We start from the raw sequence: 23,726 nt of genomic DNA, 5'->3' as shown, positions 1-23,726 counted from the left end.
TGTGTGAACACGCTGCGGCAGGCGCTCGACATCTGCGATGCGATCGATCCTGCCCGCAGCGGTGCGATCGGGGTTGCGATCGACACGTATCACGTCTGGTGGGATTCCGATGTGTGGTCGCAGATCGCGCGCGTCGGCAAGAAGCGGCTGCTCGCGTTCCATGTCTGTGATTGGCTGGTTCCAACGAAGGATATGCTGCTCGATCGCGGCATGATGGGCGACGGTGTGATCGATTTCCCGGCCTATCGGCGCGAGGTCGAGGCCCAAGGCTTTGAAGGCTTCATCGAAGTCGAGCTGCTGTCGAACGACTGGTGGTCGCGTCCGATCGGCGAGGTGATCGACACCGTGATCGCACGCTACAAGACGGTGGTCTGACCGCAGCACATTAATCCGGCGTCGCACGTTCCTGCTCCGGCAGAGAGCCGTCGGGCGTTGCGGGAGCATTGCGTTCATCGTCGCCGGGACGTTCCGGACTCTGCTCGTAAGTCTCGAGTATCGGATCGTCCTGCTTCACCGGCTGGATCTCGTCGCTTTTTCGCGCGAGCCGGCCCTCATTCGAAATTGCGTCGGGTGACCGGCGATGCTTCGGCTTTTCCATGGCTAAGGCCCTGTGATGGAACCCGAAGTCAACGCGCAGATTTCTATGTCGTTCCTGTTGGAACGTCCGCAGCGCCGCAGCGTTGAAGCGGCGGTTACTTTCCCAACAACAACACGGAGGACGAACGATGGACTGGAATCGTGTCGAAGGAAACTGGAAGCAGGTCAAGGGCAAGGTGAAGGAGCAGTGGGGCAAGCTCACCGATGACGATCTCGATGTCATCAACGGCCGCCGCGACCAGCTGGAGGGCAAAATTCAGGAGCGCTACGGCATGGCGAAGGATCAGGTGCAGAAGGACATCGACACCTGGTATGGCGCTCAGCGCTGGTAAACAAAGCGGTAACACCGCATTACCGACACGGGGCCTCCTCTTTTGGGGAGGCCTCTTTTTGTGACGCTGGTGAAAGCATTCACCATTTGAGTAGTTGCATGTGACGGCTTAACCGGATCGCATCGAGACGCCGCTACGACGGTACGACATCGCGACGATACCAAGGCGACAGACTTTGGATCACGCGTTGAGGGGCCGGCCATGCTGCGCGTCATCAGAGTGCTCGCTTTCACATCGTTGTGCATAGGCGCAAGCCCAGCCCAGGCTGATGATCGCATGTTCGATCCAGAGGCTGCTTCGCGTAACGCCAGTCTCGCCTTGAAATGGCAGGATATGCAGCGCCGCATTGCCGATGACGAGGCGCGCGTTGCCGCTTGCCGCGCGGAAACGTGGATGTGCAGCGACGATGAACGTCGCCTGATCGCAATCGCCGATATGGGTCATGCCCGAGACGGCCGCGCACGCATCGGCGAGGTCAATCGTGCGGTCAATCTTGCGATACGGCCCGTCAGCGACGAGCGACGGTTTGGTGTTGCCGACCAATGGTCGGCGCCGCTCGAAACCATGTCCGCCGGCGAAGGCGATTGCGAGGATTACGCGATCCTCAAATGGCTGGCGCTGAAGGAGGCGGGGATCGGCGGCGACGATCTCAGGCTGGTAATTGTGAGAGAACGCGCCGTCCGCAGCTCGCACGCCATCCTCGCGGTGCGGCTGGATGGACGCTGGCTGCTGCTCGACAATCGGTCTTTCGCCTTGGTCGATCTGGACCAGACTCACTATCGCGTGCTGGCTGCGCTCGGTCCAGATGCTGAGAAAGCGCAGATCGTGGCGATCGGTGTCGGCTCCGCGCCGGGCGTCATGTAGGACGCGAGGTCGCTGCCGCTTCGAGCGCCTGAACGCGCGCCTTGTAGGTTTCGACTTCGCTTTCCAGCCGCGAGATGTTCTGCAGCAACCGTTCGCTGGTGAGCTTCAGGAAATAGAATCCGAAATCGGGATCCTGGAAATACAGCTCGCGAACCTTGTCGTAGATGATGAACAGCACCTGCCCATCCTCGATGCATTCGACGGTCGCGGTGCGCTTGTTGTCGGGCGCAAGAAATCCGAGTTCGCCCATCACGCGGCCGGGCGGCAGCTCAACACCGAACTCCTTGACCAGGAACTTGCCGGTGACGGTGTAATACATCGCGTTCGCGACGTCGCCCTTGTTGAACAGAATGTCGCCGGCCTTGAAGTTTTTCTTGGTCATGAACGGCTTCAGCCATTCCATGTCGAGATCGCCCTGCGAGGCGATCTTCACGCGCTTGACCAGTTGCTGGATCTGATAGAGGCGGAAGCAGTTGATGGGCAGCAGCACCGCATACATGAAGAAGGTCGGCAACGCCTTCGCCAGCAGGCCATAGCCCATGAACAGGACATTGCTGATGATCGCCGCGATACGCAGCGGGATCATGGTTCGCAATGTCACGGACGCGACGTAGAACACGCCGCCGATCAGGCCGAGCAGATTCGCCAGGTCCATTTTCGACCTGATGAAATCGACCATGTAGGTGGCAAGATAGCCTAAATCCATTGGTCACTCCCACGACCGATCGGGAGAACACGGCGTGCCCTGATTCCTTCCATGTCCGCAGCGCATGGGCAAGAATCGAAAAAATGCTTCTAGTCGGGAATAGTCGATCCGGCGATTGCTACAAACGAATAATCTCACCCTCAATCGCCGCGATCGTTCCTGGCCGCGCGCTGCGTGCTTCGGCCAGTAGTGCATCCATCGCCGCGTCGTCGTGCTCGGGCGCGTGATGGAACAGGCAGAAGGTCTTGGCGCCGGCAGCGACCGCTAGGCGCATGCCGTCCTGCCATGTCGAGTGACCCCAGCCCTTTTTCTCGTCGATTTCGGCTTCGGTATAGGTTGTATCGTAAATGACGAGGTCGGCTCCCTTGGAGAAGGCGACCAACGCCTTGTCGTGATCCTCGCGCCGGCCTTCATTGTCGGTCAGGTAGGCCACGGAGCGCCCACGATAATCGATCCGGTAACCGGTCGCGCCGCCCGGATGATCCAGCATGATGGTGCGGACCGTGAGGTCGCTGTCCTGAATGACGGTTTCGCCCGCGCGGAAGTCGCGATAGTCGATATGGGCTTTGAAGCTGTCGATGCCGATCGGAAACAGCGGCTCGCTCATCATGGCCTGCATGACCGGCTTCAGCTGGAAGTCCGGCAGCAGATTTCCGGCCCACATACGGAAGCGATGTTGCGGCAGAAAGAACGGTGCGAAGAACGGGATGCCGATGACGTGGTCATAGTGACAGTGCGTCAGGAGAAGATCGGCGTCGATGATGCCGCCGTCCTGCACCAGCGCATCGCCGAGTTCGCGCAGGCCGGTACCGCCGTCGAGAATGAGAAGGCGTCCGCCGCATCGAACCTCGACACAGGGGGTATTGCCGCCGTAGCGTTTCGTTGCAGGCCCGGGGCAGGGAAGCGAGCCGCGCACGCCCCAGAACCTGATAGTGAAGTCGGACATTTTAACGTTTCGTCCCCGCTTGCGGCCGCTCTCAAGACGTGCCCATCGTAAGCGCGCCGTCCGGTCCGTCACAAGCGCTATCACGCTCATTTGCGCGGGACACGCACCTTGCAGGACTGTGGTTAGCCATCGCTTGCCGGAAGGCGCCGCCTGGAAATTGCACAGATCGTTACTTGGAATCGAAGGCAAAGACGCCGTCCCATCCCGCCGGTGGTGGCGTGATCCGGAACGCCTCGATGCGTGACTGGTAAACCTCGAACAGGCCTGCGAGGCCGAATGTCTGCTCGGCTTGCTTCGCCCGCTGCAGCGCGTTTTCCGCGCCGTCCCAGTCGCGGTTGCGGTAACAGGCCATCATTTCCTCGGTGAGGCTGGCAATCGATTTGAAGCTCTCGCTGGCCGCAACGTTTTTGTCGCCGAGCAACGCGTAGATGTGCTCCGGCTCGGACTTTCCCTTCACGGTGATCAGGTCGATCTGCAGCGCCGCAAAGGAGCCATTGACCTTCTCCGCTGTGCGCGCGCCAAGGATGATCGGCACGCCGTAGGATTTCGTGCGGCCTTCAAGGCGCGACGCGAGATTCACCGGATCGCCGAGCACCGAATAGTCGAAGCGCAGATCCGATCCCATGTTACCGACAACGCATCGGCCGGTATTGATACCGAGCCCGATCCGCATCGGCAGGAACGGTATGCCGTCCTCGAGTGCCTCTGCCTCGCGCTCGTGATTGAGATCCTCGATCTTGTGCAGCATGTCGAGGGCGGCCGAACAGGCATGCACTTCATGCAGCGGATCGTCCAGCGGCGCATTCCAGAACGCCATGATGGCGTCGCCGATGTATTTGTCGATCGTGCCCTTGCGATCGATGATCGAGTTGGTGAGCGGCGTCAGCAGCCGGTTCATCAGCTTGGTCAGGCCTTGCGGATCATCCTTGAACGTTTCCGAAATGCTGGTGAAGCCGCGTACGTCGCTGAACAGGATCGTCATGTCGCGGGTCTCGCCGCCGAGAACCAGACGTTCCGGTGCATTCGCAAGCTGTTCGACCAGTGTCGGCGAAAGGTAATGCGCGAACGCGGAGCGGATTCGTCGCCGGTCGGCCTGTTCGCGGAAGTAGTTGATGAAGACCAGCGTCAGATAGATGAAGAAGATCGAGATCAGCGGAAACGATGCGTCGAACAGAAGGCCGTGCTGTGTGTAGAAATACCAGGAGATGCTGGCGACCAGCATGGCGACGACGAAGCCGAATGCCAGCAGCGTCATCACGCCCATCGTCGGCGCCAGAATGACCGTTGCAACACCAACGATGCCGGTGATGAGAACCTCGGCTCCGACGGCATAATTGGGCCGGGACAGAAGTGTCTGGCCCAGTACATTTTCCAGCACCTGGGCATGGATTTCGACGCCCGGCATGGATGTCTCGACCGGTGTCGCCTTGATGTCGAGCAGGCCGACCGCTGACGTTCCGATCAGAACCAGACGATCGGCGAAGCGGTCCGACGGAATCGTGCCGTTCAACACGTCCTTTGCCGAGACGAAGCGTGACGCGTCATGTGGGCTGAAGTTGATCCAGAACTGGCCGTTTTCATCGGTCGGCAATTCGAGCCCCGGCACGGCGACGGCGCGGACGCCCACGGGGTCCGTGCGCACCAGCACGGCGCCTGAATTCGTGACCACACGCAGCATGTCGAGCGTCATGGCCGGCACGATTTCATTGCCGGCTTTCACCACCATCGGGACGCGGCGCACGATGCCGTCGCGCTCCGGGCGCAATGTCAGTGCTCCGCGGCCGGCCGCCGCCTTTTCCAGCACCGGGAGATTGCGGAGCAAACCCTGGTAGGTCAGCAGGAAGCGTGACGGGTCCGGGCCGATTGTCGCGATGCCGGTACGCGGCATGTCCTCGTTGCTCGGTGTCGGCGTCAGGATGGCCGACTGGCCGAGGACCACCCGGCCACCGCTTTGCATGACCTGCGCCAGCACCTCGTCGTTGCCTGGCAGGCTCTTCATCTTGTCGCGCGTCGCTTCGTCGATCTGCGGCAGTGTGTCCGCGATGGCCGCGGGCGACATGCGGTCCGGCTCGGCCATGATCACGTCGAACGCGATGGCAGCGGCGCCCGCCTGCTGCAACTTGGCGACAAGTTCGGCGATCAGCGTGCGTGGCCAGGGCCATTGTCCCAGCGCCTCAAGGCTCGGCTCGTCGATGTCCACGATGACAACAGGCTTGATCGTCGGCTGGCGCGGTTTGAGGACCTGATAGAAATCGAAATTGCGCAGCCGCAAATTCTCGAGCTGGACCGGATCCCAGATTCTGAGGGCGAGAAATGCCGCCAGCAGCAGGAAGCCCGTGGTGCGCCTCAGGCCGAACCATCCGATGAGGCTGAAGCGCCGGCCGAGAGCGGCCCGTTGCTCGCGCTCCTCCCGACGTTTCTCACGAATTGCGAGCCGCCGTTCGTTGAGGCGGTGAATTTGTTCTTTAAGGTTCGGGGCCACGGGCGGAGGCTACTAAAGGGACTGATATTGCGCCAGACGAAGCGAGGCGGCTGAAAATTCTGCAGACAGCGGGATAGCGGCTTTGACCGCTGCCCGAAAGGGGCCGGGGGCCGAACCGACCGTCCGGGAGCAGCGTTTTCCCGGGGCATCGCGGTTGCAGCTGTCTGCATATTTTACCGTCAGCCGGCCGGGCCCGCATGCCGCCGTCAACCAAGGATGATTGATTTGATTGCTCTTTCGGGCGTCGCCCGCGCAAAATGCGCGCCTGGTATTTGAGGGGTCTTGGAATGAAGGCGATCATCGTCGGAGGCGGGGTCGGAGGGTTGACCACAGCACTGATGCTGCAAGCGCGCGGCATCGACTGCGAGGTGTTCGAGCAGGCCGACCAGATCCGGGAACTCGGGGTTGGCATCAACACGCTTCCCCATGCCATCAAGGAGCTGGCGCAGGTCGGATTGCTCGATCGGCTCGATGCCGTGGCCATCCGCACCTACGAGCTGATCTATTGCAACCGGCTCGGCCAGGAGATCTGGCGTGAGCCGCGCGGCACGGACGCCGGTTTCGACTATCCGCAATTCTCGATCCATCGCGGACGGCTGCAGGGCGTCATTTACGCAGCAGCGCGCGCGCGACTGGGCGAATCCCGCGTCCATACCGGACACCGGCTTGGCTCCTTCACCCAGGATGAGACCGGCGTCACGGCGTACTTTTTCGATCGCAGCGGTTCGCACATCCGGACTGCAAGAGGCGATATCCTCATCGGCGCGGACGGGCTGCATTCCTTCGTACGTGCGCAACTTTTCCCGAATGAAGAGCCGGCGCGTTTCACCGGCACGGTGCTGTGGCGCGGCGCACTGGATTGGCCGAAATTTCTCACCGGCCGTTCGATGGTGATCGCAGGCGGCATGGCGGGCAAGCTCGTGCTCTATCCGATCGCGGAAGGCTCGCGCGAGGATCGCTGCCTGATGAACTGGGCCGTGATGGTGAAGGTCAGCGAAGGTGGTGGCACGCCGAAGAAGGAAGACTGGTCACGTCCCGGCCGGTTCGAGGATCTGATGCCGCATGTGCAGAAATTCGCGATCCCCTATTGCAACGCCAAGGCCCTGATCGAAGCGACGCCGGAATTCTGGGAATATCCGCTGTGTGACCGCGATCCGCTGCCGCGCTGGTCGCATGGCCGCGTCACGCTGCTCGGCGATGCGGCGCACCCGATGTATCCGGTCGGCTCGAATGGTGCATCGCAAGCGATTCTCGATGCCCGCTGTCTCGCGGACCGGCTGGTCGATTGCGAGCACGCGCGCCACGCGCTCTATGCCTATGAGCAGGAGCGGCTGCCGATGACCACGCAGATCGTGATGATGAATCGCAAGGGCGGGCCGGAAGGCGTGATCGACGCGGTGGAGGCGCGCGCGCCCGACGGCTTCACGAACATCGACGATGTGCTGTCCTACGAACAGCGCAAGGCGATCGTTAGGGGCTATGCCGGTGCCGCAGGATTCGCGCGCGAGCAGGTCAACCGGCCGGTGGTGAAGGCGGCGTAGCGGACGCCGCCTTCACAGGTTGGATTGCAGTTTACGACCTCACTCCGCCGGCGGCGGCAGGAAGATGATCTCGTGGCGCGCCGCGAGCGCGACCACCTCTTCCGGCTTCTGCTCCTTCATGGAGTGGATGCCCCAGAACAGGTCGTAGAGTTTGCGGGTCGGCGTGACCCAGAACACGCACTTCACCGGCTGATCGGACTTGTTGAAGATGCCGTGCGGGATCTGCATCGGCAGCCGGATCGTGTCGCCTGCGGTCGCCGAAAAGTCGCGCCCGTCCAGCAGGAAGTCGAGCTTGCCTTCCAGCATGTAGATGAATTCGTCCTGGGTCGGGTGAATATGCGGCGGGACGAACGTGCCGGGCGGGAAGGTGGCGTGCCAGGCGAAACTCTGTTCCGACAGCACTTTCGGCACATAGGTCTGGCCGAGAATATTCCAGACGATGCCATCGATGCCGGTCGCGGCCTTGGTGATGCCTGCCGTAAGCGGTTGCATGTGACGCAAACTCCCTTCGCCTTCCGTTGCCGCATTAAATCAGAAAGGGAACCGGATCGAAAACCGTCCGTGCGGCTCGCGCCCTCTCTTTTTGCAAGAGCGTAAATACGGTGGGCATTCAGCGCGGCGGCAGGCGGATGTACACCGCCGCTTAGTGTTAACGGCAGGCGCGGTGGGCGCGCGCCGTCAACCGGCGGAGCCGTGCGGCCCCTGCGCGGAGCCGGGAAGCGCCTCGGCGCGTCTCGTCCCGATCTCGGAGGGCCTGCGGCCGGACAGCTTCTTGTGCAGATGCACCATCATCGCCATGCCGAACAGCGGCGTTGCGAGATTGACGATCGGGATCGAGACGAAGGCGGCGATCAGCAGACCTGAGGTGAACACCAGCGGCTGGTTCGCCTTGCGGAAGGCTTTCGCCTCGTGCGGCGGACGAAAGCGCATTGCGGCGAGATCGAAATACTCGCGGCTGAGCAGCCATGCGGTCGCAACAAACAGGATGATGAAGCCGAACCCGGCGAACAGGATGAAGGGTAGCGCGATCAGATAGATCAGGACCGCGAGCAGCGCGGTCTTGGTGCCTTCGAGGATGGAGCGGTCGAGCGGCATCGCCTTGCCCGCCGGGTCGGCGGGATAATAGGTGCGCTCCACCAGATCGGCGATCTCGTCGACGAAGAAGCTGCCGACAAAGGCGGTTACGGCCGGCATCAGGAAAACGCCGCCGACCAGGATGCCGAGTGCGGACGCGAATGAGGCGATCCAGATCACCCAGGACAATGGCGTGTGCGATTTCGGGCCGAGCGCGCCTTCCGCCCACACTCCGCCACTCACCGTCAGCCAGTCGAGGAATTTGTAGAGGCCGACGCCGAACAGAATGATCATCACCAGCGCAAGCAGCATTGACTTGATCAGCACCGACCGGAAGGGCGGCGAGAACATCTGCTGCAAGGCCTTGAAGGCGGCGTCGAACATGGAGAATTCCAGCCCCGTGCTTGGCCGCCAAGGGGGCGGCGCCGCGGCTAGAGATAAAGATGCAATCGGCGGGAGCAAGACCAGCGCTGCGGGCCGGAAATGCAAAAGGCCGGGGCAAGCCCGGCCTTTCAAATCTCTCTCTGTGTCCTGTCAGAGCCGATCAGCGGCGACGTTCGGCCTTCTTCAGGCGGACCACGACGTCGATGCGGGCGATCTCGTAGCCCTCGGGAGCGACGGGCATCTTGTCGACGATGACGTCGGTGCCCGGAATGTCGACGAGCTCGTTATCGCCCTCGACGAAGAAATGATGATGCTCGGACGCGTTGGTATCGAAATAGGTCTTCGAGCCGTCGACGGCGACCTGACGCAGCAGACCCACCTCGGTAAACTGGTGCAGGGTGTTGTAGACGGTCGCGAGCGACACCGGCACTTTCGCCTTGGTCGCCTCCTCGTAGAGCATTTCCGCGGTCAGATGCCGGTCGCCCTTGCCGAACAGGATCCAGCCGAGCGCCATGCGCTGACGGGTCGGGCGAAGGCCGACGTCCCGCAGCATCGACTTCACGTCATGCCAGGGGCATCCGTTCAGCGCAGCACGATGCTGATCGTGTGCCGGGTGGACATGCGCCGGACGCAGGTGGGCCGGGGCTTGCTCCGACGGAGTCGAAAAGACGATGGTACGCGGTGGGTTCATAGCTCTCTTCTGCCCCTTGATCCCGGTTCAAGGCCGAGATGGTTGCATATGTAATTATAGCCGGTGCGTTCTGCCACTTGCAACCGTTTCGCATCTGGGCAGATTAGAATAGCACAAAACCGTCGCTTTGCTGGCTATCTCCCACTGTGATAGGAACCGCGGGCTTTTCCACACATTGGGGGCACGACACCGGCATGCAGAGCCGCCGCACCAGTTTCGAATACGAGGACCTTCTGGCCTGCGGCCGGGGTGAGCTTTTCTCGGAGGGGCCGCAATTGCCGCTGCCTCCGATGCTGATGTTTGACCGGATCGCCGAGATGTCCGAGCAGGGCGGCGAATTCGGCAAGGGCCTCGTCCGGGCGGAACTCGACGTGAAGCCGGACCTCTGGTTTTTCGCCTGCCATTTCAAGAACGATCCGGTCATGCCGGGCTGTCTCGGGCTCGACGCCCTGTGGCAATTGCTGGGCTTTTTCCTCGGCTGGACGGGTTCCTCGGGCAATGGCCGCGCGCTTGGCCTCGGCGAACTGAAATTTTCGGGCCAGGTGCTGCCGAGCGTGAAAAAGGTCGTGTACGGCCTCGAGATCAAGCGGGTAATGCGGTCCAAGCTCATCCTCGGGATTGCCGATGGCTGGCTGTCCGCCGATGGCAATGTGATCTATCGCGCGAGCGACCTGAAAGTCGGCCTGTTCAAGCAGGATGCACCGCTCGCCGCAGGCGCGTAACGCGCCTTGCGATATTGCGCCGAACCGGCCAAGTGTGCCCTATACCCATGCCCGCCATCGGCGCCTCCGGGCCGGCGGGTGTGGATGATCTGACACCTGCGATCTGATTTCTTTTTTCTTGCGAGGCAGTCATGCGGCGAGTGGTCGTGACCGGGATGGGCATTGTCTCGTCCATCGGCAACAACACACAGGAAGTTCTGGCGAGCCTGCGTGAGGCGAAGTCGGGCATTTCGCGCGCGGAGCAGTTTGCGGATCATGGCTTCCGCTGTCAGGTCGCCGGCGTTCCGAATATCGACGTCGAAAGCATGATCGACCGCAGGGCGATGCGCTTTCTCGGTCAGGGTGCCGCCTGGAATCATATCGCGATGGAGCAGGCGATCCGCGACAGCGGCGTCGAAGAGAAGGACATCGTCAACGAGCGCACTGGCATCGTGATGGGATCGGGCGGACCGACCACATCGACGATCGTGGAAGCCGCCGACATCACCCGCGAAAAGGGATCGCCCAAGCGCATCGGACCGTTCGCCGTGCCGAAAGCCATGTCGTCGACCGCCTCCGCAACGCTTGCGACCTGGTTCAAGATCAAGGGCGTGAACTATTCGATCTCGTCGGCCTGCGCGACGTCCAACCACTGCATCGGCAATGCGGCGGAGATCATCCAGTGGGGCAAGCAGGACATGATCTTCGCAGGCGGCTGCGAAGATCTGCACTGGACGCTGTCGAACCTGTTCGACGCAATGGGCGCGATGTCGTCGAAGTACAACGATACGCCGGAGACCGCGTCCCGCGCGTATGACGTCGATCGAGACGGCTTCGTGATTGCAGGCGGTGCCGGCGTGCTCGTGCTGGAAGAGCTGGAGCACGCGAAGGCGCGCGGCGCGAAGATCTATGCCGAAGTGGCAGGCTATGGCGCGACATCGGACGGTCACGACATGGTCGCGCCGTCGGGCGAAGGCGCGGTGCGCTGCATGCGCATGGCGCTGGAGACCGTGAAGGCGCCGGTCGATTACGTCAATCCGCACGCCACCGCGACGCCAGTCGGCGACGCCAAGGAAATCGAGGCGCTGCGCGAAGTGTTTGGCAGCAAGTGCCCGCCGATCTCCGCAACCAAGTCGCTGACCGGGCACTCGCTCGGCGCAGCCGGCGTGCAGGAGGCGATCTACTCGCTGCTGATGATGAATAACGGCTTCATTTGCGAGAGCGCCAACATCAAGAACCTCGACCCGGCCTTTGCCGACATGCCGATCATGCGCGAGCGCAAGGACAACGTGAAGCTCGGCTGCGTGCTGTCGAACTCCTTTGGTTTCGGCGGGACAAATGCTTCGATCGTGTTCAAGCACATCGATGCCTGACCGGCGATGCGGCTCGTCGAGCAGGAGATCGACTGGCACGATGGCAATCTGGTCGACGTTCATGTCGCCGGATTGCCGGGTACGAAACAGACGGTTCGGCTGTTCCTCGATCTCTATCCCGACGAAGAAGGCGTCGACCGCCGCAAGCGCTATCTGTGCACCGGCGAAGGCCTTCGTCGTATCCTTTTTTCGGCGGATGCCACTCGCATCCGCCGGCACAGCAAGGCCGGTAACATCGATTTCATGCGCGTCGAGGCCGGCGACGAGACTGAAATCCTGACCGTCACCCTGTTCGGCGGGGTGGTGGAAGCGGAAGCGCAAAGTTTTCATCTGACAGAAGCTACAAAATGACAAAACTCATGCAGGGAAAGCGCGGCCTCATTATGGGCGTCGCGAACGACCACTCGATCGCCTGGGGCATTGCGAAGACGCTGGCCGAACACGGCGCGGAGCTTTGCTTCACCTATCAGGGCGAGGCGCTGCTCAAGCGCGTGAAGCCGCTGGCGCAATCTGTTGGTTCGGATTTCCTGATGCCGTGCGATGTCGAGGATATTTCGACGGTCGACGCGGTGTTCGACGCGATGAAGAAGAAGTGGGGCACGATCGACTTTTTCGTGCACGCCGTCGGCTTCTCCGACAAGAACGAATTGAAGGGCCGCTTTGCGGATTCCACGCGCGAGAATTTCGTCCGCACCATGGTGATCTCGTGCTTCTCCTTTGCCGAGGGCGCGAAGCGTGCGGCCGAACTAATGCCTAATGGCGGCTCGATGCTGACGCTGACCTATAACGGCGGCGACCGCGCGATGCCGAATTACAACGTGATGGGGCTTGCCAAGGCGGCGCTCGAATCGTCGGTGCGTTATCTCGCGGTCGATTTCGGCAAGCAGAAAATCCGCGTGAATGCGATCTCGGCCGGCCCGATCCGCACGCTCGCCGGCGCGGGCATTCACGATGCCCGCTACATGTTTGCGTTTCAGCAGCGGCATTCGCCGCTCGGCCGCGGCGTGACGCTTGAGGAACTGGGCGGCGCGGGACTTTACCTGTGTTCGGATCTGTCGACCGGGGTCACCGGCGAGATCCATTTCGTCGACTCAGGTTACAATGTGATCGCCATGCCGCTGCCGGATGCGCTGCGTACCGATGCCGGCGGAAAAGACGGCGACTGAACAGAGCAGGGGCAATCCGTGTTTCTATCCGCGGCCAGAATTTCTGTTTTGCCCGGGAAGAAAGCGATGCTCGCGAGCGCCGGACCGCGCCAGAAGGAAGCGCGGGCACCGCAATTGCGCGTCGAACTCGATGACGTGTTGAGCAGGGTTGCCCGCCTCGATGACGAGGCCCGGTTTCGGGTGTCACTGTATCTCGCGGATTATGCAAGGCAGACGCGCGAAACCTTCGGGGCGTTCGAAACCATTCCGGCTGACACCAAGGCTGCAATCGCGCAGCAACTCGCCGGACTCGCTCGGGAGGCTTTCGAGCGCGACGAGGAACAAAGCTACGCGTATTTCATCCTGAGTGCGCTTTACGAATCCGTCGGGCTTCCCGGTGAGGACGCTGAAGCCGTGAAGACGGCGTGCGCCGAATACGTGCTGGCGGCGGTCCAGGCCGAGCGAAGCCTGGGTCGCGAGGCATAGTCGCGAAGGCGGTGCGTGGAGTACGGCATAAAAAAGGGCGGCCTTTCGGCCGCCCTTTTCATTTCCGTGAGAGCGAAAGCGCTTACGCCACTTCGCGCAGATCGTCCTTGCCGAGGTCGAAGCGGTCCGCGTTCATGACCTTCGTCCAGGCCTTCACGAAGTCCTTCACGAACTTCTCCTTCGAGTCTGCGCAGGCATAGACCTCGCCATAGGCGCGGAGCTGCGAGTGCGAACCGAAGATCAGGTCGACCGCGGTCGCTGTCCACTTCGGCGCCTTGGTCTTGCGGTCGACGCCCTGGTAGATGCCTTCCGCGTCCGGAGCCTGCCATTCGGTGTCCATGGTCAGCAGGTTGACGAAGAAGTCGTTCGTCAGCTTGCCCGGCTGATTGGTGAACACGCCGTGCTTGGAGTCGCCGAAATTGGCGCCGAGCACGCGCAGGCCGCCGATCATGACCGTCAATTCCGGTCCAGTCAGCGTCAGGAGCTGTGCCCGGTCGACCAGAGCTTCCTCCGGCTTCATGAACTGCAGCTTCTTCTTGTTGATGTAGTTGCGGAAGCCATCCTGGCGCGGCTCCAGCGGAGCGAACGAGGCGACGTCGGTCTGCTCCTGCGACGCGTCCATGCGGCCCGGTGAGAACGGCACCTTCACGTTCACACCGGCGTCCTTCGCAGCCTTTTCGACGCCCGCATTGCCCGCGAGCACGATCAGGTCGGCCAGAGACACCTTCTTGCCGAAGCCCTTCTGGATCTCCTCGAGCTTCGCCAGAACGGTCTTGAGCTTCGCCGGCTCATTGACCTCCCAGTCCTTCTGCGGAGCCAGACGGATGCGAGCGCCATTCGCGCCACCGCGCTTGTCGGAGCGGCGGAACGTCGAGGCCGAAGCCCAGGCGGTCGAGACCAGCTGCTGGACGGTCAGGCCGGAGGCGAGGATCTTCGCCTTCAGTTCTTCCGCGTCCTTGTCGTTGATCAGCGGATGATCGACTTCCGGGATCGGATCCTGCCAGATCAGCACTTCCTTCGGCACGTCCGGGCCGAGGTAGCGCGCGCGCGGACCCATGTCGCGGTGCGTGAGCTTGAACCAGGCGCGGGCGAAAGCGTCCGCGAACTGATCCGGGTTCTCATAGAAGCGCCGCGAGATCTTCTCGTATTCCGGGTCGAATCGGAGCGACAGGTCGGTGGTCAGCATGGTCGGACGATGCTTCTTCGACTTGTCGAAGGCATCCGGCACATCCGCCGCAGCGTTCTTCGCTACCCACTGCTTTGCACCCGCCGGGCTCTTCGTCAGCTCCCATTCGTTTTCGAACAGGTTCTTGAAGAACAGATTGCTCCATTTGGTCGGAGCCTGCGTCCAGGTGACTTCCGGGCCGCCGGTGATGGCGTCGGCGCCCCTGCCGGTGCCGTGCTTGCTCTTCCAGCCGAGACCCTGATCCTCAAGGGCAGCGCCCTCCGGATCGGGACCGACCAGCGAGGGGTCGCCCGCGCCATGGGTCTTGCCGAAGGTATGGCCGCCGGCGATCAGCGCGACGGTTTCCTCGTCGTTCATGGCCATGCGGAAGAAGGTTTCGCGGATGTCCTTGGCCGCAGCGAGCGGGTCAGGATTGCCGTTCGGGCCTTCCGGGTTGACGTAGATGAGGCCCATCTGCACGGCGCCGAGCGGTTCCGAAAGCTGACGTTCGCCGCTGTAGCGTTCGTCGCCGAGCCAGCTGCCTTCCGGACCCCAGTACAGCTCTTCCGGCTCCCACACGTCGGCGCGGCCGCCGGCGAAGCCGAAGGTCTTGAAGCCCATCGACTCAAGCGCGACGTTGCCGGCCAGGATCATCAGGTCGGCCCAGGAGATCTTGCGCCCGTATTTCTGTTTGATCGGCCACAGCAGCCGGCGAGCCTTGTCGAGGTTGGCGTTATCCGGCCACGAGTTCAGCGGCGCGAAGCGCTGCTGCCCGGCGCCTGCTCCGCCGCGCCCGTCTGTGATGCGGTAGGTGCCGGCCGAGTGCCAGGCCATGCGGATCATCAGGCCGCCGTAATGGCCGAAGTCCGCCGGCCACCAATCCTGCGAGTTCGTCATCAGGGCGGTGAGATCCTTCTTCACCGCTTCAAGGTCGAGCGTCTTGAACTCCTTGGCATAGTCGAAGTCCTTGCCCATCGGATCGGACAGGCCGGAGTTCGTATGCAGGACGCTGATGTCGAGCATCTCGGGCCACCAGTCGCGATTCTTCGGTCCGCGCGTGCCCGAGAACGGACATTTGTCGGTTTTTGCATCCATGTTTTTGGCTCCTCCTTATTGAGCGGAATCGGGGCTGATCGGGGCGGGACCATGCTCCGTAGTTTGGATAAGGTCCAATCGAATTGATTAGGATCAACGATAAGATTATCTTATCGTCATGGTCACTCTTCGACAGCTTCGCTATCTCAACGCACTCGCGCGGCACCGCCATTTCGGCCGCGCGGCGGAAGCCTGTGCCGTCAGCCAGCCGGCCTTGTCGATGCAGATCAAGGACCTGGAGAGTGACCTCGGTGTGGCGCTGGTGGAGAGGCGGACCAACGACGTGGTGATGACCGAGGCCGGGCTCGAGATCGCCCGGCGCTCGGAGCGGATCCTGAGCGAGGTTTCGGACCTTGAGGATTTCGCGCGCCATCGCAGCAAGGTCCTCTCGGGCACGCTGAGATTCGGCGTGATCCCCTCGGTTGCGCCATATGTGCTGCCGCATCTCCTGCCGGTCCTTCAGGAGAAGCATCCCGAACTCGAACTCGAGTTGCGCGAGACCCAGACCCGCTTCCTGGTGGAAGAACTGACCCGCGGCGCACTCGACGTGGTGATGATCGCGTTGCCTGCGCCGCAAGCCGATATCGAGACGCTGGCCCTGTTCGATGACGCATTCCTGCTCGCAGCGCCCGCGGGTGACGATCTGCCCAGCCGCGCGCGCATCACGGCGGATGATATCGATCCAAGCCGTCTGATCCTGCTGGAGGAAGGGCATTGCTTGCGCGATCAGGCGCTCGCCTTCTGCAGCGATGCATCGGGGGGCACGCTGCGCGAACTCGGCGCCACCAGCCTCACCACGGTGATGCAGATGGTCGCAAACGGCTACGGCGTCACACTTATCCCCGAGGTCGCCGTGCCGGTCGAAGCGCGCGACGAGCGCGTGCAGCTTCTGCGCTTTGCAAAGCCCGAACCCTTCCGCACCGTCGGACTGGCGTGGCGCAGGACATCCTCTCGCGCGCGGGATTTCAGGGCGCTGGGCCAGATCGTGACGCAGGTGGTGAACTGACGCGGATCCTCGAATGGAATAGCGCGATACACCAGCTCCGAAACAAAAAGGGCGGCCAACATGGCCGCCCTTTGAAACACATGGCGCAATCGCGCGTCGTGCGCTGATTACTCCGCGCCGCCGGCAGCCGCTTCCGGCTCCTTCTCGCGCTCGGCCTTCTGCTTGGCCTCGAGGTCCTCGCCGGTCTGCTGGTCGACGACCTTCATCGACAGGCGAACCTTGCCGCGATCGTCGAGCCCGAGCAGCTTCACCTTCACCTTGTCGCCTTCCTTCACGACGTCGGAGGTCTTCTGCACGCGGCCCTGTGCGAGCTGGCTGATATGGACGAGGCCGTCCTTGGCGCCGAAGAAGTTCACGAAAGCGCCGAAGTCCATGACCTTCACCACGGTGCCGTCATAGATCATGCCGACTTCCGGATCGGATGCGATCGACTTGATCCACTTGATCGCAGCGCGGATCTGCTCGCCATTGGCGGAGGCAACCTTCACGGTGCCGTCGTCCTCGACGTTGATCTTGGCGCCGGTCTTTTCGACGATCTCGCGGATCACCTTGCCGCCGGTGCCGATCACTTCGCGGATCTTGTCGACCGGGATCTTCAGGGTCTCGATGCGCGGAGCATGCTCGCCGAGTTCGGCGCGCGCCGCGGTCAGCGCCTTGGCCATCTCGCCAAGGATATGGATGCGGCCATCCTTCGCCTGACCGAGCGCGATCTTCATGATCTGCTCGGTGATGCCGGCGATCTTGATGTCCATCTGCAGCGAGGTGATGCCCTGCTCGGTACCAGCAACCTTGAAGTCCATGTCACCGAGATGATCCTCGTCACCGAGGATGTCCGAGAGAACGGCAAACTTCTCGCCTTCCAGGATCAGGCCCATCGCGATGCCTGCGGTCGGCCGCTTGAGCGGAACGCCGGCATCCATAAGCGCGAGCGAGGTGCCGCACACGGTCGCCATCGAGGACGAGCCGTTCGACTCGGTGATCTCCGACACCACGCGGATGGTGTAGGGGAAGTCGTGATGCAGCGGCAGCACCGGATGGATCGCGCGCCAGGCAAGCTTGCCGTGGCCGATCTCGCGCCGCTTGGTGCCGCCGAGACGGCCGGTCTCGCCGACCGAGAAGGGCGGGAAGTTATAGTGCAGCAGGAAGTGCTCCTTGTAGGTGCCCTGCAGCGCGTCGATCCACTGCTCGTCCTCGCCGGTGCCGAGCGTGGTGACAACGAGCGCCTGGGTCTCGCCGCGCGTGAACAGCGCCGAGCCATGGGTGCGCGGCAACACGCCGACTTCGCAGACGATCGGACGCACGGTGGTCAGGTCGCGGCCGTCGATACGCTTCGACGTATCGAGAATGTTCCAGCGCACGATCTTGGCTTCGAGCTCCTTGAACACGCCGGCGACGCGCAGCTTGTCGTATTTCGGCTCCGCGCCTTCCGGGAAGTAATGCGCAACCATCTTCTCCTTGACGGCGGCGACGGCGGCGTAACGATCCTGCTTCTTCGAGATCGAATAGGCGGCGCGCAGGTCCTTCTCGAACAGGCTGAGCATTTCCTTTTCGAGCTCGGAATTGTCGACGACGTTGAGCTCGCGCGGCTCCTTCGCGGCCTTTTCAGCAAGCTGGATGATCGCCTGGATCACCGGCTGGAAATGACGGTGGCCGAACATCACCGCGCCGAGCATGACCTCTTCGGTGAGTTCCTTCGCTTCGGACTCGACCATCAGAACCGCATCGCCGGTGCCGGCGACCACGAGGTCGAGTGCGCTTTCCGGCATCTCGTCGAGCACCGGATTGAGCACGTATTCGCCATTGATGAAGCCGACGCGGGCGGCGCCGATCGGGCCCATGAAGGGCACACCGGACAGCGTCAGCGCGGCAGAAGCCGCAACCATCGCCAGCACGTCCGGATCATTTTCCATGTCATGCGAGAGCGTGGTGACGATCACCTGCGTCTCGTTACGCCAGCCATCGGCGAAGAGCGGGCGGATCGGGCGGTCGATCAGGCGGGAGACCAGCGTCTCCTTTTCGGTCGGACGGCCTTCGCGCTTGAAATAGCCGCCGGGAATGCGGCCGGCTGCGTAGAATTTTTCCTGGTAATCGACGGTCAGTGGCAGGAAGTCCACGCCCTCGCGCGGCGTCTTGGCTGCGACAACGGTCGCGAGCACGGTGGTTTCGCCATAGGTCGCGACGACGGCGCCGTCAGCCTGACGCGCCACCTTGCCGGTCTCGAGGACGAGCTTGCGCCCACCCCAGTCGAGCTCAACACGATTGATATCTAACATTTCGCTTTTCTCTCATCGGTTCGGACTGAGGAAAAAGCCATGTGCAAGACGGCGAGACGCTGTCGCGCGCGGCGAAAGCGTCAGGCAAAAGCGTCCGGCGATCCTGCCATGGCTCATCCCTCCGGGATGCGAACGGGCCAATCCGTATTGCCACCGTTCGGTCCGGCAGATCACGCTGCCGGTCGCACGCGAACGCGCTTGTCCTGCGTTCGCACAACAAAGCGAGCGCGGTATTCGCGTTCGCTCAACAAATGCGGACGCCGCAATGCGTCCGCTCGTTGGGGCACGAACAGGTCCGAAAAATGATGTGTCTTTCGGATGTGCCCCGTCGCGCCCGCGCCAGCGGGCGCAGCGCAATCAGCGGCGGATATTCAGCCGCTCGATCAGGTCCTTGTAGCGCGCCTCGTCCTTACGCTTGATGTAGTCGAGGAGTTGGCGGCGCAGCGACACGAGCTTCAGCAGCCCGCGGCGCGAATGGTTGTCCTTGGTATGCGTCTTGAAGTGACCGGTCAGGTTGTTGATCCGCTCGGAGAGGATCGCGACCTGGACTTCAGGCGAACCGGTGTCGCCCTTGCTACGTGCAAACGTCTTGATGACTTCGGCCTTGCGGCCGGCTTCGATCGACATCGTCAAATGCCTTTTTCTTTGCCGGCGCTGCCAGTCAGGCCGGTGAGGTTGAACACACGCTTGGGAACGATCTGGCCCTGACCAGTCTCGGCAAGAGCGATCAGCTCGCCCGCCACCGTGACGTAGACCAGGCCCTCAAGAATGGGAGCGTCCCGTCCGCGCAGGATAACGGCCTGGCCTCTCTGGAGCCGGGCCGCATCGGACCTGTTGACGGCCAGCGCCGGGATGTCGTCCAGCGCGGTCTCAACGGGCCATAACGCGTCGGCGAGGCTTGCCTCGCCGGCGGCGGCTCTATCGCACAACCCCTGCAATTCTTCCAGAGAAATCATTTCGGGTTCCGCGAAGGGGCCGACGGAGGTCCGCCGGAGCGCCGAAACATGCCCCTTGCAGCCCAGCAGACGGCCGAAATCGCGCGCCAGCGCCCTTACATAGGTACCTTTGCCGCAATCGGTCTCGAAAACCGCATGGTCAGGGTCCGGCAGCTCGATCAGGTCCAGCCGGTCGATCTCGACCTCGCGGGGCTGCAGTTCCACCACCTCGCCGTCACGGGCGATGTCATAGGCGCGCTCGCCGTCGATCTTGATCGCGGAGAAACGCGGCGGAGTCTGCAGGATGACCCCTTTGAACCGGGGCAGGATGGACTCGATCTGGTCGCGGGTCGGCCGGACGTCGCTGACTTCGACCACACGGCCCTCGGTGTCGTCGGTGTCCCGCTCCTCGCCCCAGCGCACGGTGAAGCGATAGGTCTTGGTCGAATCCATGATGAAGGGGACGGTCTTGGTCGCTTCGCCGAGCGCGATCGGAAGGCAGCCGGTCGCAAGCGGATCGAGCGTGCCTGCATGGCCGGCGCGCTTCGCCGAGAACAGCCGCCGGATCACCGCGACCGCGTGAGTCGAGGTCATACCGATCGGCTTGTCGAGCACGACCCAGCCATGAACGTCGCGCTTGTCGCGCCGCGGCTGCTGCTTACGCTTTTCCTTCCTGGGCCCCTGGGTCGAAACAATCGGTCCGCGCTCGTCGTGAGGGCGTTCAAGTGTCGGCTGCGAAAGCGTGGAGCGCTGCTCGTTATTCATCTGCGGCTCCATCCTTCTCGATGTCGCGCCGTACTTCCGGCGTTCGCAAAAGTTTCTCGATCCGTTCCGCTTCGTCGAATCGTTCGTCCGCGCGGAATCGAATGTCGGGTGCAAATTTTAAGTTAACGCGATGCGCAATCTCGCCACGCAGGAAGCGCTTGTTGTCGTTGAGCGCTGCGATCACCGCGTTCACATCCTTGCCGCCGAGTGGCATGACATAGATTGTCGCGAGCTTGAGGTCCGCGGTCATGCGTACTTCGGGGATGGTGATCATGTGGCTCTCGATCACCGGATCGTGGATGTCGCCGCGCGTCAGCATCTCCGCCATCGCATGACGGATCAGTTCGCCGACGCGGAGCTGGCGTTGCGATGCGCCGGCCGGGCTGTCGTTATTGGATTTCCTGTTTCGCATGAGAGTGCTCTCAACGCCGTCATGCCCGCGCTTGCCGCGGGCATTCACGTCCTTCTGTTTCGATTTCAGGACTAGATGGCCGGACGCCGTCTTCGACGGCTTATGCCCGGCCATGACGTCTCAACAAAGCAGATGTCTTGCGAAGCCGTGAGACTTGGACTCACAGGCTGCGTTGCACCTGCTCCACGCGGTAACACTCGATCACGTCGCCGACGCGCATATCCTGGTAGTTCTCGAAGGCCATGCCGCATTCCTGGCCGGCTTTCACTTCCTTTGCGTCGTCCTTGAATCGCTTGAGCTGCGAGAGCTTGCCTTCGTGAACCACGACGTTGTCGCGGATCAGGCGAACCTCGGCGCCGCGTTCCACCGTGCCATCGGTGACGATACAGCCGGCGACCTTGCCGACCTTGGACACGTTGAATACTTCCTGGATGCGCGCGTTGCCGAGCATGGTCTCGCGCCGTTCCGGCGTGAGCAGACCGGACATCGCCGCTTTCACGTCATCCACGAGATTGTAGATGATGTTGTAATAGCGGATCTCGATCCCGTCGCGCTCGGCGGCCTCGCGCGCTTCCTTGTGAGCGCGCACGTTGAAGCCGATGACCGCAGCGCCGATCGATTCCGCGAGCGTGATATCGGACTCGGTGATGCCGCCGACGCCGGACAGGACCACCCGCGCGCCGACCTCGTCGTTGCCGAGTTTGTCCAGTGCGCCGATGATCGCTTCCACCGAGCCCTGCACGTCGCCCTTGATCACCAGCGGGAATTCCTTGCGGCCCGCGGTCTTGACCTGCGCCATCATCTGCTCGAGCGAGCCGCGCATGCCGGTCTGGCGAGCGGCCTGCTTGTCGCGGCGCTGACGTTCACGATAGGTCGTGATTTCGCGCGCACGTGCTTCGCTTTCGACGACCGCGAGGCGGTCGCCGGCGTCCGGCGTGCCATTGAAGCCGAGAATTTCGACCGGGACCGAAGGCCCGGCCTGATCGACCGCCTCACCCGTATCGCTGATGAGCGCGCGCACGCGGCCCCATTCGGAGCCGGCGACGACGATATCGCCGATATCGAGCGTGCCGCGCTGAATCAGCACGGTCGCAACCGGGCCGCGGCCGCGGTCGAGCTTGGCCTCGATCACGGTGCCTTCCGCCAGACGACGCGGATTGGCCTTGAGGTCGAGGATTTCAGCCTGCAGTCCGATGGTCTCCAGCAGCTTGTCGAGGTTCATCTTCTTCAGGGCGGAGACTTCGACGTCGAGCACGTCGCCGCCGAGCGATTCCACCTGCACTTCGTGCTGGAGAAGTTCGGTGCGCACGCGGTCCGGCTTGGCGTCCGGCTTGTCGATCTTGTTGATGGCAACGATCATCGGCACTTTCGCTGCCTTGGCATGCTGGATCGCTTCGATCGTCTGCGGCATCACGCCGTCATCGGCGGCGACAACCAGCACCACGATGTCGGTGACCTTGGCGCCGCGCGCACGCATCGCGGTAAAGGCGGCGTGGCCCGGCGTATCGATGAAGGTGATCTTGCCGTGCGACGGCGATTCAACCTGATAGGCGCCGATATGCTGGGTGATGCCGCCGGCCTCGCCCGAGACCACGTTGGCCGAACGGATGGCGTCCAGCAGCGAGGTCTTGCCGTGGTCGACGTGGCCCATGATGGTGACCACGGGCGCGCGCGGATCGAGTTCATCCGGATCATCCGGCTCGTCGAACAGACCTTCCTCGACGTCAGCCTCCGAGACGCGCTTGACGGTGTGGCCGAGCTCTTCGGCGATCAGCTGCGCGGTATCGGCGTCGATGACGTCGGTGATCTTGGCCATATGGCCCTGCTTCATCAGCATCCGGATCACGTCCACGCCGCGCTCGGCCATACGGTTGGCGAGCTCCTGGATCGTGATGGTTTCCGGAATGACGACTTCGCGGGCGAGCTTTTCCTTGGGCTCGTCGTGATGGCCCTTCAGGCGCTGGGTGCGACGGCGGAACGAGGCGACGGACCGCTCGCGCACTTCGTCGGCATTACCCGCATTCACGACGGTCAGGCGCGTGCGCTGCTTGGGAGCGGCGTTGCGCGGCGCCTTCACGGCCGGGGCGGGACGTGCCGGTCCGGCACCTGCGCCGGGACGGCGGCCCCGCGGGGTTTCGTCGTCGTCGGCTTCGATGACCTGCGGCCGCGCACCGACGCGCCCGGCGCCGGGCGCTGCGGTGGTCGCCGGAGTTGCCGGCTTTTCGTCGCCAAAGCGCTTCTTGGCTTCCTGCTCGGCCTTGCGCTTGGTCTCTTCCTCGCGGCGATGACGCTCTTCTTCCTCGCGCTTGCGGGCCTCTGCGGCTTCGCGTTCGGCCTTCTCGATGCCTTCGCGGCTCTGCCGGCGGCGCGCTTCTTCCTCAGCGATCCTGCGTTCTTCAGCCTCGCGCATGCGCGCGTCGGCGAGGGCATGCGCACGGGCGTTGCGCTCGTCGTCGGTCAGCGTGCGCAGCACCACGCCGGATTTCGGCGCGGATGGGGCTTGCGCGCCGGGACGCGGCGCGGGCGCCTGCGGCTTTTTCGGCGCTTCCTGCGGGGCAGGTTCGGGCGCTTTCGCCTCGGGCTTGCCGATCGTGCGACGTTTCACGGTCTCGACCACGACCTGTTTGGTGCGGCCGTGGCTGAAGCTCTGGCGGACCACGCCCGTTTCGGTGCGCGGCTTCAGCGTCAGCGTTTTTCCGCCGCCGACCTTCTTCTCGCCAGGTGCCTTCGTATCGCTCATTCGTATTCCGTTC

General features: G+C 62.8%; 24 protein-coding genes. 10 read left to right on the top strand and 14 right to left on the bottom strand.

The genetic code is table 11. The annotated features are described in order from the left end of the window. A partial coding sequence (locus VNZ93_RS14570; protein WP_325706310.1) for a TIM barrel protein occupies window positions 1-375 on the top strand: 375 nt, incomplete at its 5' end. 10 nt (window positions 376-385) lie between these two features. On the opposite strand, the gene VNZ93_RS14565 is transcribed toward VNZ93_RS14570, so the two are convergent. Beyond that, window positions 386-598 (bottom strand): hypothetical protein, encoded by a 213-nt coding sequence (locus VNZ93_RS14565; protein WP_325706307.1) that lies wholly within the window; start codon window positions 596-598, stop codon window positions 386-388. A 127-nt stretch (window positions 599-725) separates the two neighbouring features. Here VNZ93_RS14565 and VNZ93_RS14560 point away from each other — a divergent pair, with 127 nt between their 5' ends. Beyond that, complete coding sequence (locus tag VNZ93_RS14560) at window positions 726-929, top strand: CsbD family protein (RefSeq protein ID WP_325706304.1); 204 nt, start codon at window positions 726-728, stop codon at window positions 927-929. Between the two features lie 180 nt (window positions 930-1,109). Here VNZ93_RS14560 and VNZ93_RS14555 read toward each other — a convergent pair whose 3' ends face one another. After that, window positions 1,110-1,472 carry a hypothetical protein gene (locus tag VNZ93_RS14555; protein WP_325706323.1) on the bottom strand — a complete coding sequence of 121 codons (363 nt, stop codon included), beginning with the start codon at window positions 1,470-1,472 and terminating at the stop codon, window positions 1,110-1,112. On the opposite strand from VNZ93_RS14555, the gene VNZ93_RS14550 reads away from it, so the two are divergent. Next, window positions 1,365-1,793 (top strand): transglutaminase-like cysteine peptidase, encoded by a 429-nt coding sequence (locus VNZ93_RS14550; protein WP_325706301.1) that lies wholly within the window; start codon window positions 1,365-1,367, stop codon window positions 1,791-1,793. The two genes, VNZ93_RS14555 and VNZ93_RS14550, sit on opposite strands and share 108 nt — an antisense overlap. On the opposite strand, the gene VNZ93_RS14545 is transcribed toward VNZ93_RS14550, so the two are convergent. From VNZ93_RS14545 to VNZ93_RS14535, 3 genes are all read right to left on the bottom strand, one after another. Next, entirely contained in the window at window positions 1,786-2,499 is a 714-nt protein-coding gene (locus tag VNZ93_RS14545; protein ID WP_325706298.1) for a cyclic nucleotide-binding domain-containing protein, read from the bottom strand. The two genes, VNZ93_RS14550 and VNZ93_RS14545, sit on opposite strands and share 8 nt — an antisense overlap. 118 nt (window positions 2,500-2,617) lie before the next feature. Next, complete coding sequence (locus VNZ93_RS14540; protein WP_325706296.1) at window positions 2,618-3,445, bottom strand: MBL fold metallo-hydrolase; 828 nt, start codon at window positions 3,443-3,445, stop codon at window positions 2,618-2,620. Between the two features lie 169 nt (window positions 3,446-3,614). Beyond that, window positions 3,615-5,927: an adenylate/guanylate cyclase domain-containing protein gene (locus VNZ93_RS14535; RefSeq protein WP_325706293.1), complete on the bottom strand. Its 2,313-nt coding sequence runs from the start codon at window positions 5,925-5,927 to the stop codon at window positions 3,615-3,617. A gap of 287 nt (window positions 5,928-6,214) precedes the next feature. Here VNZ93_RS14535 and VNZ93_RS14530 point away from each other — a divergent pair, with 287 nt between their 5' ends. Beyond that, the gene (locus VNZ93_RS14530) at window positions 6,215-7,468 is read left to right on the top strand and encodes a flavin-dependent oxidoreductase (protein WP_325706290.1); all 1,254 of its coding nucleotides are present in this window, start codon (window positions 6,215-6,217) and stop codon (window positions 7,466-7,468) included. 39 nt (window positions 7,469-7,507) lie between these two features. Here VNZ93_RS14530 and VNZ93_RS14525 read toward each other — a convergent pair whose 3' ends face one another. From VNZ93_RS14525 to irrA, 3 genes are all read right to left on the bottom strand, one after another. Continuing rightward, window positions 7,508-7,960, bottom strand: a complete 453-nt coding sequence (locus VNZ93_RS14525; protein ID WP_325706287.1) for a cupin domain-containing protein — start codon at window positions 7,958-7,960, stop codon at window positions 7,508-7,510. A 186-nt stretch (window positions 7,961-8,146) separates the two neighbouring features. Next, on the bottom strand, window positions 8,147-8,926 hold the full coding sequence (locus VNZ93_RS14520) for a sulfate transporter family protein (RefSeq protein WP_325706285.1): 780 nt from the start codon (window positions 8,924-8,926) through the stop codon (window positions 8,147-8,149). A gap of 160 nt (window positions 8,927-9,086) precedes the next feature. Next, window positions 9,087-9,617, bottom strand: a complete 531-nt coding sequence (gene irrA / locus VNZ93_RS14515; protein ID WP_325706282.1) for an iron response transcriptional regulator IrrA — start codon at window positions 9,615-9,617, stop codon at window positions 9,087-9,089. 194 nt (window positions 9,618-9,811) lie between these two features. Between irrA and fabA the strand changes: the two genes are divergently transcribed. The 5 genes from fabA to VNZ93_RS14490 all read left to right on the top strand — a co-directional run bounded on the left by fabA (window position 9,812) and on the right by VNZ93_RS14490 (window position 13,322). After that, window positions 9,812-10,339, top strand: coding sequence for a bifunctional 3-hydroxydecanoyl-ACP dehydratase/trans-2-decenoyl-ACP isomerase (gene fabA, locus VNZ93_RS14510; RefSeq protein WP_325706279.1), 528 nt, complete (start codon window positions 9,812-9,814; stop codon window positions 10,337-10,339). A 131-nt stretch (window positions 10,340-10,470) separates the two neighbouring features. Next, window positions 10,471-11,691: a beta-ketoacyl-ACP synthase I gene (gene fabB / locus VNZ93_RS14505; protein ID WP_325706276.1), complete on the top strand. Its 1,221-nt coding sequence runs from the start codon at window positions 10,471-10,473 to the stop codon at window positions 11,689-11,691. 6 nt (window positions 11,692-11,697) lie between these two features. After that, the gene (locus VNZ93_RS14500) at window positions 11,698-12,042 is read left to right on the top strand and encodes a hypothetical protein (RefSeq protein ID WP_325706273.1); all 345 of its coding nucleotides are present in this window, start codon (window positions 11,698-11,700) and stop codon (window positions 12,040-12,042) included. Beyond that, window positions 12,039-12,857 carry an enoyl-ACP reductase FabI gene (gene fabI / locus VNZ93_RS14495; RefSeq protein WP_325706269.1) on the top strand — a complete coding sequence of 273 codons (819 nt, stop codon included), beginning with the start codon at window positions 12,039-12,041 and terminating at the stop codon, window positions 12,855-12,857. Before VNZ93_RS14500 ends, fabI begins: the two co-directional genes overlap by 4 nt. 66 nt (window positions 12,858-12,923) lie before the next feature. Beyond that, a complete protein-coding gene (locus VNZ93_RS14490) occupies window positions 12,924-13,322 on the top strand; it encodes a hypothetical protein (RefSeq protein ID WP_325706266.1) in 399 nt (132 codons plus the stop codon). An 82-nt stretch (window positions 13,323-13,404) separates the two neighbouring features. Here the strand turns inward: VNZ93_RS14490 and katG are convergent, their stop codons facing one another. Next, window positions 13,405-15,582, bottom strand: a complete 2,178-nt coding sequence (katG, locus tag VNZ93_RS14485; RefSeq protein WP_325706264.1) for a catalase/peroxidase HPI — start codon at window positions 15,580-15,582, stop codon at window positions 13,405-13,407. A 118-nt stretch (window positions 15,583-15,700) separates the two neighbouring features. Here katG and VNZ93_RS14480 point away from each other — a divergent pair, with 118 nt between their 5' ends. Then, window positions 15,701-16,588, top strand: coding sequence for a LysR substrate-binding domain-containing protein (locus VNZ93_RS14480; RefSeq protein ID WP_325706261.1), 888 nt, complete (start codon window positions 15,701-15,703; stop codon window positions 16,586-16,588). 107 nt (window positions 16,589-16,695) lie between these two features. Here VNZ93_RS14480 and pnp read toward each other — a convergent pair whose 3' ends face one another. The 5 genes from pnp to infB all read right to left on the bottom strand — a co-directional run bounded on the left by pnp (window position 16,696) and on the right by infB (window position 23,713). Next, window positions 16,696-18,861, bottom strand: a complete 2,166-nt coding sequence (gene pnp / locus VNZ93_RS14475) for a polyribonucleotide nucleotidyltransferase (protein WP_325706258.1) — start codon at window positions 18,859-18,861, stop codon at window positions 16,696-16,698. A gap of 357 nt (window positions 18,862-19,218) precedes the next feature. Then, window positions 19,219-19,488, bottom strand: coding sequence for a 30S ribosomal protein S15 (gene rpsO / locus VNZ93_RS14470; RefSeq protein ID WP_325706255.1), 270 nt, complete (start codon window positions 19,486-19,488; stop codon window positions 19,219-19,221). A 2-nt stretch (window positions 19,489-19,490) separates the two neighbouring features. Then, a complete protein-coding gene (truB, locus tag VNZ93_RS14465) occupies window positions 19,491-20,561 on the bottom strand; it encodes a tRNA pseudouridine(55) synthase TruB (RefSeq protein ID WP_325706252.1) in 1,071 nt (356 codons plus the stop codon). Further along, on the bottom strand, window positions 20,554-20,973 hold the full coding sequence (rbfA, locus tag VNZ93_RS14460; RefSeq protein WP_325706319.1) for a 30S ribosome-binding factor RbfA: 420 nt from the start codon (window positions 20,971-20,973) through the stop codon (window positions 20,554-20,556). Before rbfA ends, truB begins: the two co-directional genes overlap by 8 nt. A 160-nt stretch (window positions 20,974-21,133) precedes the next feature. After that, window positions 21,134-23,713 (bottom strand): translation initiation factor IF-2, encoded by a 2,580-nt coding sequence (infB, locus tag VNZ93_RS14455; protein WP_325706249.1) that lies wholly within the window; start codon window positions 23,711-23,713, stop codon window positions 21,134-21,136. Between the last annotated feature and the right edge of the window lie 13 nt (window positions 23,714-23,726).

This window comes from Pseudorhodoplanes sp., assembly GCF_035565795.1.
Lineage (GTDB): Bacteria > Pseudomonadota > Alphaproteobacteria > Rhizobiales > Xanthobacteraceae > Pseudorhodoplanes.
This window is presented reverse-complemented; position numbering and strand designations above follow the sequence as displayed.

What these genes read in the sequence shown, in the direction of transcription:
- VNZ93_RS14565 (WP_325706307.1), bottom strand. Translation starts at nt 598, where the DNA reads ATGGAAAAGCCGAAGCATCGCCGGTCACCCGACGCAATTTCGAATGAG.
- VNZ93_RS14560 (WP_325706304.1), top strand. Translation starts at nt 726, where the DNA reads ATGGACTGGAATCGTGTCGAAGGAAACTGGAAGCAGGTCAAGGGCAAG.
- VNZ93_RS14550 (WP_325706301.1), top strand. Translation starts at nt 1,365, where the DNA reads ATGGGTCATGCCCGAGACGGCCGCGCACGCATCGGCGAGGTCAATCGT.
- VNZ93_RS14545 (WP_325706298.1), bottom strand. Translation starts at nt 2,499, where the DNA reads ATGGATTTAGGCTATCTTGCCACCTACATGGTCGATTTCATCAGGTCG.
- VNZ93_RS14540 (WP_325706296.1), bottom strand. Translation starts at nt 3,445, where the DNA reads ATGTCCGACTTCACTATCAGGTTCTGGGGCGTGCGCGGCTCGCTTCCC.
- VNZ93_RS14530 (WP_325706290.1), top strand. Translation starts at nt 6,215, where the DNA reads ATGAAGGCGATCATCGTCGGAGGCGGGGTCGGAGGGTTGACCACAGCA.
- VNZ93_RS14525 (WP_325706287.1), bottom strand. Translation starts at nt 7,960, where the DNA reads ATGCAACCGCTTACGGCAGGCATCACCAAGGCCGCGACCGGCATCGAT.
- VNZ93_RS14520 (WP_325706285.1), bottom strand. Translation starts at nt 8,926, where the DNA reads ATGTTCGACGCCGCCTTCAAGGCCTTGCAGCAGATGTTCTCGCCGCCC.
- irrA (WP_325706282.1), bottom strand. Translation starts at nt 9,617, where the DNA reads ATGAACCCACCGCGTACCATCGTCTTTTCGACTCCGTCGGAGCAAGCC.
- fabA (WP_325706279.1), top strand. Translation starts at nt 9,812, where the DNA reads ATGCAGAGCCGCCGCACCAGTTTCGAATACGAGGACCTTCTGGCCTGC.
- fabB (WP_325706276.1), top strand. Translation starts at nt 10,471, where the DNA reads ATGCGGCGAGTGGTCGTGACCGGGATGGGCATTGTCTCGTCCATCGGC.
- VNZ93_RS14500 (WP_325706273.1), top strand. Translation starts at nt 11,698, where the DNA reads ATGCGGCTCGTCGAGCAGGAGATCGACTGGCACGATGGCAATCTGGTC.
- fabI (WP_325706269.1), top strand. Translation starts at nt 12,039, where the DNA reads ATGACAAAACTCATGCAGGGAAAGCGCGGCCTCATTATGGGCGTCGCG.
- VNZ93_RS14490 (WP_325706266.1), top strand. Translation starts at nt 12,924, where the DNA reads ATGCTCGCGAGCGCCGGACCGCGCCAGAAGGAAGCGCGGGCACCGCAA.
- katG (WP_325706264.1), bottom strand. Translation starts at nt 15,582, where the DNA reads ATGGATGCAAAAACCGACAAATGTCCGTTCTCGGGCACGCGCGGACCG.
- VNZ93_RS14480 (WP_325706261.1), top strand. Translation starts at nt 15,701, where the DNA reads ATGGTCACTCTTCGACAGCTTCGCTATCTCAACGCACTCGCGCGGCAC.
- pnp (WP_325706258.1), bottom strand. Translation starts at nt 18,861, where the DNA reads ATGTTAGATATCAATCGTGTTGAGCTCGACTGGGGTGGGCGCAAGCTC.
- rpsO (WP_325706255.1), bottom strand. Translation starts at nt 19,488, where the DNA reads ATGTCGATCGAAGCCGGCCGCAAGGCCGAAGTCATCAAGACGTTTGCA.
- truB (WP_325706252.1), bottom strand. Translation starts at nt 20,561, where the DNA reads ATGAATAACGAGCAGCGCTCCACGCTTTCGCAGCCGACACTTGAACGC.
- rbfA (WP_325706319.1), bottom strand. Translation starts at nt 20,973, where the DNA reads ATGCGAAACAGGAAATCCAATAACGACAGCCCGGCCGGCGCATCGCAA.
- infB (WP_325706249.1), bottom strand. Translation starts at nt 23,713, where the DNA reads ATGAGCGATACGAAGGCACCTGGCGAGAAGAAGGTCGGCGGCGGAAAA.